General features: G+C 49.1%; 12 protein-coding genes. 1 reads left to right on the top strand and 11 read right to left on the bottom strand.

The window, feature by feature from the left end:
- The first annotated feature begins 2 nt into the window (after positions 1 to 2).
- Positions 3 to 161: a hypothetical protein gene (locus OEL90_RS02415; protein WP_291403429.1), complete on the top strand. Its 159-nt coding sequence runs from the start codon at positions 3 to 5 to the stop codon at positions 159 to 161.
- A 155-nt stretch (positions 162 to 316) separates the two neighbouring features.
- On the opposite strand, the gene OEL90_RS02410 is transcribed toward OEL90_RS02415, so the two are convergent.
- The 11 genes from OEL90_RS02410 to OEL90_RS02360 form a co-directional block, all read right to left on the bottom strand.
- Complete coding sequence (locus tag OEL90_RS02410) at positions 317 to 1,771, bottom strand: TrkH family potassium uptake protein (RefSeq protein ID WP_291403431.1); 1,455 nt, start codon at positions 1,769 to 1,771, stop codon at positions 317 to 319.
- Positions 1,722 to 3,128: a Trk system potassium transporter TrkA gene (trkA, locus tag OEL90_RS02405; protein WP_291403433.1), complete on the bottom strand. Its 1,407-nt coding sequence runs from the start codon at positions 3,126 to 3,128 to the stop codon at positions 1,722 to 1,724. The genes OEL90_RS02410 and trkA overlap by 50 nt, the downstream gene beginning before the upstream one ends.
- A 138-nt stretch (positions 3,129 to 3,266) precedes the next feature.
- Entirely contained in the window at positions 3,267 to 4,433 is a 1,167-nt protein-coding gene (locus OEL90_RS02400) for an iron-containing alcohol dehydrogenase (protein WP_291403435.1), read from the bottom strand.
- A 217-nt stretch (positions 4,434 to 4,650) separates the two neighbouring features.
- Complete coding sequence (locus OEL90_RS02395) at positions 4,651 to 5,337, bottom strand: hypothetical protein (RefSeq protein WP_291403437.1); 687 nt, start codon at positions 5,335 to 5,337, stop codon at positions 4,651 to 4,653.
- 103 nt (positions 5,338 to 5,440) lie between these two features.
- Positions 5,441 to 6,883, bottom strand: coding sequence for a sensor histidine kinase (locus tag OEL90_RS02390; RefSeq protein ID WP_291403439.1), 1,443 nt, complete (start codon positions 6,881 to 6,883; stop codon positions 5,441 to 5,443).
- Complete coding sequence (locus tag OEL90_RS02385; protein ID WP_300686999.1) at positions 6,880 to 7,584, bottom strand: response regulator transcription factor; 705 nt, start codon at positions 7,582 to 7,584, stop codon at positions 6,880 to 6,882. Before OEL90_RS02385 ends, OEL90_RS02390 begins: the two co-directional genes overlap by 4 nt.
- A 54-nt stretch (positions 7,585 to 7,638) precedes the next feature.
- Positions 7,639 to 9,045 carry a sulfite exporter TauE/SafE family protein gene (locus tag OEL90_RS02380; RefSeq protein ID WP_291403443.1) on the bottom strand — a complete coding sequence of 469 codons (1,407 nt, stop codon included), beginning with the start codon at positions 9,043 to 9,045 and terminating at the stop codon, positions 7,639 to 7,641.
- Between the two features lie 151 nt (positions 9,046 to 9,196).
- A complete protein-coding gene (locus OEL90_RS02375) occupies positions 9,197 to 9,877 on the bottom strand; it encodes a HesA/MoeB/ThiF family protein (protein WP_291403445.1) in 681 nt (226 codons plus the stop codon).
- A 41-nt stretch (positions 9,878 to 9,918) separates the two neighbouring features.
- A complete protein-coding gene (thiS, locus tag OEL90_RS02370; RefSeq protein WP_291403447.1) occupies positions 9,919 to 10,116 on the bottom strand; it encodes a sulfur carrier protein ThiS in 198 nt (65 codons plus the stop codon).
- Between the two features lie 113 nt (positions 10,117 to 10,229).
- Positions 10,230 to 12,389 (bottom strand): aldehyde ferredoxin oxidoreductase family protein, encoded by a 2,160-nt coding sequence (locus tag OEL90_RS02365; RefSeq protein WP_291403449.1) that lies wholly within the window; start codon positions 12,387 to 12,389, stop codon positions 10,230 to 10,232.
- A gap of 51 nt (positions 12,390 to 12,440) precedes the next feature.
- Positions 12,441 to 12,863, bottom strand: coding sequence for a 4Fe-4S binding protein (locus tag OEL90_RS02360; protein ID WP_291403451.1), 423 nt, complete (start codon positions 12,861 to 12,863; stop codon positions 12,441 to 12,443).
- Positions 12,864 to 13,013 lie beyond the last annotated feature (150 nt).

The following is a 13,013-nucleotide window of genomic DNA, read 5'->3' as shown; positions in this document are numbered from 1 at the left end:
ATATGAATAAGATCAAACATTATGCCCCGCTGGTGGGCGGAATAGCTTTAGTGGTCTTCGGCATCATTTACTTGTTCCAGGGCGATTACGTAAAGGCCGGCGCAGGTATTCTTGTTGGGTTTATCCTCGCCTCCCCTTTCTTTTTTGGACGCCCTCGCTAAATTTAGCGAGCAGCGTTGGAAATTCCACGAGTTAAATCATGAAATTTTAAAAGGATGTCCGGTTTTCAGAGAAAACCGGACATCCTTTTTCGTTGGTAATATTAAGTACGATTCTTTTTACGCAAAATTTCCTAAGCTGTGGTTTGAAGAAGCTCTTACGACTGGAACACCCGCTCGCGGAGCTGACCTGGAACGATCAGCGCTATGACCGTATAGAGCTCAAGACGCCCAATCAGCATCAGGAATGATAACAGCAGCTTAGATGGATCACTGAAATTTGCGTAGGTCTGCGTTGGTCCAACGAAGTCAAAACCAGGTCCAATGTTGCCTATGGTCGCCGCAACCGCACTCGCTGCGCTGACCAAACCATGCCCCTCGAGTGAAATTAAAACTGTTCCGCCCACGAACGCCACAATGTAAAGCGCGAAAAAGCTCGCGATACTAACGTTTATGTCTCCGGACAACGCTTTGCCTCCAATGCGGATTGGGATCATAGCTCTCGGATGGTAGATCTTTGAAATTTCCCGTCTGATTAGTTTAAACAAAAATAGAATCCTGATAATTTTGATTCCGCCGCCCGTGGAACCCGCGCTGGCGCCAGTAAACATCAATAAAAACAATATGCTTTTGCTGAAATCCGGCCACAAGTCGAAGTTTGCGGTCGCATAGCCTGTTGTTGTGATTATTGAGTTTACTTGGAAAAAAGAGTCCCTGAGCGCTGTCCAGGTGCTGTCATAGACACTGAACCTCAAGTTGAGAGTAATAGCCAGGGTTGACATTAAAATGATGCCCAGATATAATCTCAGCTCTTCGTTTTGAAAAATTTCATGCCATTTGCCCTTAAACGCCTTGTAATATAAGGAGAAGTTCACGCCGCTGAACATCATGAAAAAAGCGATGACAAGGTGGATATAGGTGCTGTTGAATGCGCCTATGCTGGCATTCCTGGTCGAGAAGCCGCCTGTGCCGACAGTACCAAAGGTATGCAGCGCCGATTCATATAATGACATGCCGCCCAGTTTGAGGAGTATGATCTCAATGAGCGTAATCACAATGTAAGTGGTATAGAGTATGATGGCCGTATCCTTCATTCGTGGTGCGATTTTATCCGCTGTTGGACCGGGGGATTCCGCTTTGAACAAATGAAAGGTTCCCGAACCGAGGGTCGGCATAAAGGCCACAGTAAAAATCAGTATACCCATGCCGCCAATCCAGTGGGTCAGAGAGCGCCAGAACAGCAATCCCTTTGGCAAAATTTCGATATCCGTCACGACCGTGGCGCCTGTCGTCGTAAAGCCTGATACGACTTCGAAAAAGGCGTCTACAAAGTTAAGTGAGCCTGACAGCACAAACGGCAATGCGCCGAACACCGAAAATACAACCCAGCCCAGCGTCACAATGGATAGACCTTCCCGGACCTTCATTTTTTGCTTTTTAACCTGGATTCTGCTCATGACAATACCTGCCGTCATTGTAAATGCCACTGTGATCACAAAAGCCATGAGGTCGGGTTCACCGAGTCCCAGCGCGATCAACAAAGACGGCATCATGAGGGCAGATTCAAGAAACAGAAGATTTCCGAGGACCTTTAGTACGATTCCATAATTCACGGAGAAGACCTCCATCATTTGGTCGAATAAATTTTTGAAGCGCTTCCACAGAGGTGTTCAAACTGAAAATAACAAGACGGTCACCTGCATGAATAACTGTTTCTCCATTCGGGATGACCACTTGGTGATTGTGCAGAATCGCGCCAATGATAATGCCTTTTGGCAATCTCAAATCTTTTATTTTTTCATTCACGCATTCGAGATTGTCATTGACGATCACCTCGACAACCTCTGCCTGGCGTTCCAACAGCATGGTCACAGAGACGATCAAACCGCCCCGGACATATTTAAGCACTTCACTGACTGTGATATCAATGGGATTCAATGAAAAGTCGATATTCAGCTTGTCAATCAGGTTCACGTAACTTGAACGGGAAATCTTCGCAATGGTTTTATCTACGCCTTCCTGCTTCGCCATGATGGCCATGAGCAGGTTTTGCTCATCATATCCCGTCGCCCCGACAAAAGCGTCCATTTGAGCCAGGGACTCCTCTTCGAGGAGCTGAAGGTCGGTGCCGTCCCCGTGAATCACGACAGCCTCCGGAAGTTTATTGCTCAAATAGAAACACCGGTCACGTTCCTGCTCGACTATAACGACGTTGACATTGTTATGGAGCAGCTGACTGCCAAGATAGAACCCAATATTGCCGCCGCCAAAAATCATGACATCTTTCACCGGCCGTACGTCCAGACAGAGTTTGAAACGCTTGACAAATTCATTCAAGCGATGTGTTTTTCCAATGATGTAAAGCAAATCATCAGGCTTTAGAACAGTTGAGCCGTCAGGGATCAGGATAGTGCCCTCCCGTTTAATGGCAGTGATAAGGAGCCCTTCAAAATTGACGAGATCCATGATTTTTTTCCCGATCAAATCCTGAAGCTGATTAACCTTAATATCCATCATGGTGACTTTACCCTTGGCATAGTCCCCTGTATGGAAATGATAGCCCTTCATTAAAAACCTCAGCATTTCATGTGCCGTTGCCAGATCAGGGTTGACAATATGATCTATGCCCATGTCCACGGTCAAATATTCTTTTTGCCTGATATATTCAGGATTTCGGATCCTGGCAATAGTGCGCTTGACCCCCAGCTTCTTTGCAATTGAGCAAATGATGGTGTTGGCCTCATCAATCCCCGTCACTGCGATCAGCATGTCATAGGTTTGAATGCTCAGTTCTCTTAAGGTTTCCATGTCGAGCCCATTTCCCAGGACCGCCAGGACATCCAAGTGATCTTGTACGCGTTCGACCGTTTTGGGGTTAGTGTCGACCAGGGTAATGTCAATCTGTTCGTTCATCATGGTTTCGGCAAGCCGGTAACCTAATTTTCCGGCACCTATGATCATGATTTTCATGAGAGCCCTCACCTTTCCGGATTATACTTGAAGGCTGCAGAACATAATTTCTGCAGCCTGAGTCAATTTCATTATTTTGTTGACAGTCACTGAGTAGATGAAATCATTTTACCATACAGGCCTACCAGTGTCCAACGATTACAGCGCCATTTTATAAATTGCTTTGACATCCGCTGCCTCAAGCTTTTTGTACCCACCGAGGGAACCAAAGAGGGTGGCTTTCTCTGTCATGAGGTCAAGCTGATCTGCAGGTAAGGCTGCCTCCCCAAAGGATTTTGGCAATCCCATGTCCGAGAGGAAAGCCTCAAATCTTCGAATCCCTTCGTTGGCAATTTCTGCAGGAGCATTGAATGCCTCGGGTGAGACTCCAAAGACGCGCTGGGCAAATTGTACAAACTTATCAGGCCGTTCAGCGGACACGTATTTCATCCATGCCGGGAAGATAATCCCAAGCGTCACACCATGAGTCGTTCCATACAAAGCCGTGATTTCGTGGGCGATCCTGTGACTTGCCCAATCCTCCAAACGACCAACACCCAGGATGCCATTGTGGGCCACTGTTCCCGCAAGCATAATTTCCGCCCGGGCGTCGTAATCATTTGGATTGCTTCGAAGCTTGTAAGCGTTTTCAATGGTCGCCTTCATAACGCCTTCACACATCAGGTCTGTCACATCCACCGGTGTGGTGGTTGTAAAGTACCGCTCGAAAACGTGGGACAATATGTCCATGATCCCCGCAAAGGTTTGCTCTTCCGGCAGGGTCAGCGTCAGCTCGGGATTCAAAATTGCGAATGAAGGCCGAATCAAATCTGACTTCACGCCGCGTTTCATCAGACCTTCCTCTTTTGTTACAACGGAATTGGGACTCGTCTCGCTGCCGGTTGCGGGGATCGTTAATATGACGCCTATTGGCACACACGAGCCAGGCTGGGCTTTTCCCATAAAAAAGTCCCAGACATCGCCTTCATAATTCACGCCAATACCAATAGCCTTTGCAGAATCTATGACACTGCCGCCGCCAACTGCCAGAATCAGATCCACCTGATGTTCACGGCAAAGCGCGATCCCCTCTCTGACGAGGGTAAGCTTTGGATTGGGCTCTACCCCGCCAAGTTCGACAACCTTGACCTTCTTTTCCGTTAAGATGGTCTGGACCTGATCATACAGACCGCTTCTCTTAATGCTTCCTCCGCCATAATGAAACAGGACCGTCTTAACCTCTGAAGAAATTTGTGTTCCTAGTTTATCTACAGAATCTCTTCCGAAAATGACGGACGTCGGACTGTAATATTTGAAATTCAGCATGGATTGTTCTCTCCTTTATTGTTTGTCGTTCAAGCGGACTCTACACCTCGAGTCATCACGGTGTTGTTGTGTTGTTGTGTTGTGCTGAAATGGAAATCCATTTCAATTCTGCTTCAATTTTACCATGAACTTAATCGCATAATCAACGCTTCAAAAAAAGAGGAAGAGCAGACCGCAAGCTGTCAGTCTCCCCTTCCTTTCGATTTACAAACTCAAATTAGTCAAAACTATAAGCCATCAGGAACTTTTCCACCATGACCGTTTTACCGGCTTCATCCATGACTTCCACTTCTCCAAAAACCCAGGTTTCGAGCTTCGCTGGGTCAACACCTGCCTGAATGAGTGGTTCCGGGTTCAGAACGAAGACGAGGTCTTTGTCATTGGTTTCCAACGTTTTCGCCCATTCCAGCATGTTTCCGTCACCAAGACTGATGCCAAAGTGATCCATTGGGGCATGGTAGCCTATAGACTTTCTGTAACCCTTCACCCATTGTTCGAAGGTCTTTTCAATGGTGTCACCAGGTGCACCCTCCAGCTGCGCATCACCCAGGTTGCTGATCACGGACAATCGATTAGTCGCAGGATCAAAGCTATAGCGGTCTTCAGACAACAGAGAAGGATTTAAACCTGCGTTAATAAACAGTGCTGCATCCACCTCAATAGCTATGTCCAGATCAGCCTCTGCGCTTTTACCGAGTACAAACACGGCGGCTTCGGACGCTTGAAGACGCCAATACGCCACATCTCCAATATCTGATGTTTGACTTTTTACTGCCTCATTGTTCGCCATGGCTTCAAATGACGTCACGGCAGAGCTGGCAACCACGTCCGTGGAACCGCACCCGGTCAATGCCAACAAAGCGGCTATAGCAAATACACTGCTGAATAAAACTCTCTTTTTCATTGAACTTCCCCCAGAATTGGATTTTTGGCAAGGATGACTGACAGGTTGCTTGTTTTCAAAATGTGTCGAGCCTCACTGCCGGCTGCAACTCCGAGTATAGCGTTTAATTGTGGAGATTTGATGGTTCTAAAGGGAGTCTGATCACAATTTGCGTGCCACTTCCGAGACCAGGGCTGTTAATTTCGATTTTTCCGCCGTGGGCCTCAATGATGGTCTTGCTGATTGTCAGCCCTATCCCCGCACCGCCGGTTCCACGGCTTCTGGATGGATCCACACGGTAGAACCGTTCAAAGACAAAGGGTAAGTCCTTTTCGGCAATACCCACGCCGGTGTCTGTCACCTGAAGGAGGGCTGTACCGCCTTCTCTTCGACAGTCAATCTCAATGCTGCCGCCTTCCGGGGTGAACTTTATACTATTGGCAAGGATATTAACGAGGACTTGGCTGATCTTGTCGCGGTCGCCGCTTAAGACCATCGGCTGAGCCTCGCTTTTTATGCCCTTGACTTTCAAATTGATGGATTTTAAAGCTGCCTGATTTCGGTGAAGCTCTGCCTGTTGAAGCACGAGTTCAGCCAAATTAAAAGGCTTCTTCTGAAGAAGATTCATGTCATGTTCCACCCGGGATAGCTGCTCCAGGTCGCCCACCAGTCGCTGAAGCCGCTTGATCTCCTCGTGACACAGGGAGAGTCTATATTCATCCGGCTTGAAGATCCCGTCCAGCATGCCTTCAAGATGGATCTGCACCGTCGAAAGCGGCGTTCTCAGTTCATGGGCGACATCCGAGGTCAGTCTTTTTCTCAGAATTGCCTGCTGCTCCAGGGTCTGCGCCAGATGGTCCACACTCTTTGTCATAGTGTCAATTTCCAAGGTGTGCGTACGCTCTACCACACTGCCAATGCGCTCATCATAATGCCCCTCAGCTATGCGCTGCGTTGCCGCCGTGACACGCAGAATTGGCCGTGTGAGCCTTCTGGATACCAGGATCGCCACGCATGCGGCTGTAAGAAAGCTGATGATCCCAACGGCCAGCAAAATCCGATTCAAAGTATGCAGAAACTCGAGGTCCGACTCCAAATAATAATAAGGTCCAAAGAATCCTATCTCCGCCACGCCGACCTTCTGTCCGTCCACCATCAGCGGGTAGGGCACTTCAACATAGTCACCCTGCCACTGCGGATAGCGTGTGCGCATATTCTCCGAAATCTGATTGAGCATGAGATCACACATCATGTGATCCATGGCGCGTGCGCTGAAAATCTCTTTCCCGACTGAATTTTCAACGCGGAGGATCAGCCCCTCCCCTAAAGCGCTCATGCCGATGGTCTCAATCAGCGCCACATTCCATTCATCCTCAGATTGATACAAGTTTTCGATCTGGTCGACAATCTCCAAATGTCTGCTGTCGATTTTACGCGTCACATAATCCTGAAATTGTTGTTCCAAAAATAGATTGGACAACAGACTGATCAAGCCAACGGCGATCAGCGCAATGGTTATATGGGATACGACCATTCGAGTTCTAAGTTTTGTCACCAGCCTGTTCAATCCACATCACCGCCAAAACGGTACCCGATACCGTGTACAGTCCTGATATACTGAGGGGCTTTCGAATCTGATTCGATTTTTTGCCTGATGTTTTTAATGTGGGAATCAATGCCTCTGTCAAAGCCGTCATAATCACTGCCCAAAGCAATTTCAATCAGTTCCCCGCGCGTGAAGACCTTTCTGGGATAACAGGCTAATGCCAGCAAAATTTTGTACTCATTGGGCGTCAAGGATACCTTGTCACCGGATTTCCATATTTCGCGGGCGAGCGTGTCTATAACCAGGTCGCCGTTCTGATAAGACATACGGTTCGAAAGCAGGGTTGGATCCTCCGAGCTCCGCCTGAGCAGCGCCGCGATCCTGGCTACAAGCTGTCTGGGACTGAAGGGTTTGGTCACATAATCATCTGCGCCCAATCCAAGTCCGTTGAGCAGATCTTCTTCCTGGGATTTGGCTGTGAGAATAATGATGGGGACACGGGACCATTTGCGGATAGCCGTACATACTTCTTCGCCCGGGAGATCGGGCAGCATGAGATCCAGGAGGATCAGCGCCGGCTCTTCACGCCGCGCCAAATCAACGCCGCTGGTTCCATCATGGGCTGTAATGACGTCATAGCCACTCGCTGTGAGATACTCCTTGATAACCTCCGCCAGGCTTGCCTCATCTTCAATTAACAGGATTTTCGTCTTTCGCGTCATGGTTTTTGCACTCCTTTGCCCATCACCACTTCCACCAGCATGCTGATCGTGGTTCTATTTCGTGTTGTTTAACGAATCCACCACCAAAATCTCACTGCGAATCATCCCCATCCAGCAAGAGAACGGGATTACCCCCGCTTGCTCCGGAACAAACTCAATCCAGTTGTCTCCAACCATCAATGGCTTTTGAATATTGAATTCCGGAATTTGAACTGCGTCATTACAGGAATTAAGCGAGCCCTCTGCTGCTTCTATGTTGAATCTGACCGGGATGCCCTTCTGCACGACAATGGGTTCATAATATCCGGGATGAAGTTCTATTGTGACGGTTTGAACACCGTCTTGCACCACAGCGATCTGTCCGTAATCCTCAAGGGTTTCCATTTCGATTTCAGTCACGCCGGGATTAAATGAGATGCCCGCGAGACTGAGTCCTCTGCCGGTCATAATGACACCCAGCGCTAGAACCATTATGGCACTCAGCCTGAACAATTTTTGTGATACTGACCTGCTGATCAGAGTGCTCAAAAATCCCATTCCAAACATCAAGGGTACCGTACCCAAACTGAAGGCAAGCATAGACAGAGCCCCCGCTGAGAAGCTGCCCGTACCCAAAGCGTATAACTGCATGGACTGCAGCGGACCGCAGGGCATAAATCCATTGAGCAAACCTACCAGAAATGGTTTTTGAGAACGCTTATGACGATTGAGTTTATTTTTCAGGAACGCGGGCGGACGAGGAATCAGTTTTCCGGCCCAGGAACCGGCGCCCATCAAATTAAGCCCCATCAGAATCATGAAAGCCCCGGCCACAATGGTTACAAAGCCCTTCGCGCTGTTGTCGAAGCCAATGACTTGTCCCAGCATGCCAACAACACCCCCGAGGACAGTGTATGACACAACACGGCCGGCATTATACTGCAGGCTGGGTTTCATTGCCGCGCTATGATAGCCCTGATGCAGAACTTGATCTTCACGTTGAATGCACTGTGATAAGTTAATTCCACCGCACATTGCAATACAATGAACAGAGGTTATCAGACCCACAAGAAAAATTATGCCATAGCTTGCTTCGGATGTAATTTCCGGGATCAGTGTCACGCCTGATATTTTTTGAAGCATCCAAAAGAGCACAAAGATTAAGAGAACTAAAATGATCCCTTGTCCGTTTTTCCAAACTTCGCTTTGGGCCTCATTCCTTACACTGTATTCGCGGAGCGTGCTGCCTGTTTGGATGCCGACGGGGGTGACTTTGTATCCGGCAGCTTCAATTCCATTTTTGATTTTTTCTTCTGACGTTTGTCCAAAAATGTAAACGATCTCTACGCTTCTCTTTTGCCGGTCTGCCTTCACTGAAAAGACGCCCTGCAGTCCGCTCAAAGCACTTTCAATTCTGATTTCACAGGCACTGCAGGTCATGCCGTCAACTCTTAAACTAAGCTTTTTCTCTTGTTGGTTCATGCGCTCACTCCATCAACACCATACTCTGCCGTTCGTATTAGATTTGCGATAACGAGTGACTCTACGCTATCAATTTTGTCAGTATTGGCAGATCACAATTCTATCAAAGACCTGTGGAGATTATGTGGAGGCGGATAGGTTTACACCCAAACTAAAATTCAAAAATCTGGTATTCATGGTCCAGAAGATTTAAGGTGAGCAGCCTGCCTACCAGCGGTTCGCCTTTTTCTATCAACAATTTCAAAGTTTCGCTGACCTGTATGGAGGCCACCAGGGCCGGTGTGAAAGCAGGATTCCCGAGTTCGGTTTCTATGCCCTTCTCTGCCGTTTCAGGGTACAGCTTTGAGAAGACACCGGATCCGGGCATGATTGTCGTCACCTGACCATACCATCCCGCTATAGCACCGTGAATCAGTGGTATTCCACAAACTGAACAGGCTTTCTCCAGGATTCTGCGCGTCGAAATATTGTCCAGCGCATCCACGACCACATCATGACCGGCAATCAATGCCACTGCGTTGTCATCTCTTAAAAAGACTGCTTTGGCGACGACTTCCACTTCTGAATTGACCTTTTGAATTCGCGACTTTGCAGCTTCAGCTTTGGAGGAGCCTATAAGCGCTTCTTCAGACAATAACTGACGGTTTAGGTTTGTCTCGTCAAAAACGTCTCCGTCAATGGCCGTTATGGTTCCTACACCCAAACGAGAGAGCATTTCAACAATATACCCACCCAGTCCTCCGCAGCCTACGACGCAGACCCGTTTCTTTTTTAAGGCTGTAATCTCATCTTGTGTCATAAGTTTCATATTTCTTTGATAGCGCTTCTCCATATCTTGCCATGCCCCCCATTTGTATCTTCAGCATCTATAGGTTATCCACCGGCCAGCATATGAATAGCTTTTACATCATCTCCGTCGTGTATAAACGTCGACTCATATTTTTCAACCGGTATAAACACACCATTGATTTTGACTACAATTTTTGCATAAATATAGTTTTTTTCTTTCAGCATGCTTGCTACCGTCATACCTTCCGACCATATCATAGGCTTGCCGTTGACCTGGATCATCCTTCTCACCTCTCTACCCTTTTAAGTGTACCTTTGAATTTTCGTTCCTACAACAGTTGTTCCATGCATTAAGACAAAAAGAGGCGATCCCTCGCCTCTTTAAGAGTTTAAGTTTACGCTTGAAGCGGCGTGACCACTTCCAGCACTTCAGGCAGATCCATGCCAATCTCCCTGAGATACGCTGTGGTAGGGACGCCTTCAGACGACCAGCCTCTGCGCTTGTATACCGCATCCGTCAGTTTTTCGTACTGGTCCACTCGATACGCCCGCACTATGGCAATCTTCTCTTCCACCGACTTGCCTTCCGGATCCACCCCAATCAGCTCTTTCATCTGCTGATCATACCGCTCCTGCCTGGACAGGTACTCCTGCGCCGTCACCGGACCCATTGACCGGTAAGGCATAGCGTCGTGAACTCTCAGTCCTTTGCCCATCCGGATGTTGAAAACCCTCTGGAAATTGTAGACCCGCTCGGATTGACGGATCAGCTCGTGCTTGTCAATGGAAGCCCCCGTGACCCCATTATAAAGGTCCACGTAGTTCTGTACGTGCTCAGGGATCTTCGCAGGCTCGTCTGTCATGCCATTGTCCGCCGGCGTCGTGTCATTCCACGGCAGCTTACATAGACCCATCAGGCCAAACCACGTCCGGAACATTGGGAAGTAGTGCAGCGCCTCTGCCTTATCCTCAAAGGTCGGGATCTGGTTGTTGACCATATCCATGAAGATCAGCCAGGCTTCATCATGCTGCGGCCCCTTGTTCGTCAGGCCATAGCCCCCCTGCTGTGCCAGGGATTCCTTTGGCAGGTATTCGGAGACCTCAAGGCCCTTCTGCTCCATGCCAATATCCTCAAGAAACGCCCGATCCGCCCCAAATTCCTCCGCGAAGTACTGCTTCAGGTGTCTGACGCCAAGACCTATGTGATACCCAAAGCCTTCTCCTCTGGACATCTGGTGCAGCAGTTCCAGCTGCGCCATGGCATTTCCAAAGGTCAGCTCAAGACCTCCCGTGTGGCTCTTGTCAATGATTCCCCGCTCATAGCACTCCATGGCAAAAGCTGTAATCGTGCCAAAGGAGATGGTATCCACGCCGTAGGTATCGCAGTAAAAATTGGCCTCCAGAATGATTTCCGGATCAAAGATCCCGCAGTTGGAGCCAAGACCCGCCGCGTTTTCGTATTCCGGTCCGTCTATGGTCACCTTGTGGCCTTTGTAGGGTCCCGTCTTGAGTTCAAAGTGATCTGCCGTCTTGGCGCAGGAGAGCGAGCACCCATACCAGCATCCGTCCGGCATCCCCTGGGTGGTGTATTTCTCAATAAAGACTTTGGACGCAATCTTATAGGTATCCGGGTGACTCCCGTACTGATAGTTGTGGGTTGGCAGCAGATCATAGGCATCCATGACCTCTATGATGTTGGCCGTGCCAATCTGACGCATACGGCACTGGGCATCATCCAGGTCGTGGATCTGACGGTGGAGCTTGATCCCCGCCTTGTTGATCCGGCTCTGGTCCGCCGGCTTATTGAGATTGCCTTTGGTACCCCGGAACCGGATGACGACCGCCTTGATCTTCTTGTCCCTGAAGACCCGGCCTATGCCGCCGCGGCCCGCCTGCTTCAGCCTGGCCACCTGTCGCCGGAGGTCGTAAAACGAGAAGTTCAGGAGGCCTATGTTAGCGTGCTCCGCTGCCGTACCGGCGCAGATGATCGAAATGTTTTTCTTATCTTCTTCATCTTCAGCGTACATCTCCGTCAGCTGTTCCGCCACAACGTGGCCGTCCACTGCTTCCAGCGGCGCTTCTTCTATGGTCACCCGGCCACTGTTGCCGTCTATGAAAATGACGACGTCCTTTTCAGACTTCCCGCTGATCTCCAGAGCATCATACCCGGAGAATTTCAGATATGGACCAAAGTACCCGCCTACATTGGAATCAATGGGCATGTCCGTCATGGGCGAAATGGTGCAGACCAGGGATTTTCCTGAGCCGGGATACTGGGTGATGCCGCAGATCGGACCGCCTGCGACAATGATGGCATTTTCCGGATCATTCCATCTGGTTGACGGCTTCACCGCGTCCCACAACAGTTTCAGGCCATAGCCCTTGCCGCCTATGAATTTCTCCCGTACCAGGGCCGGGACCGCTCTGGCTTCCACCCGGTTCTCTCCCAGCCGGATATGTAAGGATCTGTCTGTATAGCCCCGCTCCAATGGCGCGGGCTCGTAATCGAACGCTGTCAGCAGCGTCCGCGCTTCTTTCATGGCTTTGATCTCCACTGAGTCCCCTCCTGTCTGTTTAAATCCTGCTATTTTTGCGGCATTTAAGCCTTACTTGAAAAAGGTCACTTTTTCAAGGGGCACTTGCGCAGCGTCCTTGTCTATGTAGAGCGCCTCAGCCGGACACACGCCGGCGCAGATGCCGCAGGCCACACATTTGAATGGTTCCTGGAACTCATCATGCTGCATCATGACGGACGCGTCGCAAAAGCCCACGCACATCAGGCAGCCCACACATTTTTTCTTATCGATGCGCACTACGCCCAGGGCGTCTCTTTTGATCGCCATGACAGGGCAAATATCAATGCAGAAGCCGCACTGATTGCAGACGTGAATCCGCTTGTCCTGACCGTGCTCGGTAATGCGGATCGCAGATTTTTCACGGTCCTTCACCTTAAAATAGGCGTTTGAGCATGCCATCTCACAAGCGCTGCAGGCTATGCACCGATCTTCTATCTTTTGCAGGATTTTCAAACCCTTCACCTCCGAAGTCGAATTTGAGCTAAGGCAACTGCCAAAGTTAGTGCTATAACGTGACTGATGCCCTTTCAGCTCATTTTATTAAATATTGTGTTACGAAGTTAATCCTCAGAATTGGCATCCCTTCTCAATTTCCAGGCAGTC

The organism is Acidaminobacter sp., assembly GCF_030247605.1.
In the GTDB taxonomy this organism is placed as follows: domain Bacteria; phylum Bacillota; class Clostridia; order Peptostreptococcales; family Acidaminobacteraceae; genus Acidaminobacter.
Note: the sequence above shows the minus strand (reverse complement) of the source record. Positions and strands in the feature narration are given on the sequence as shown.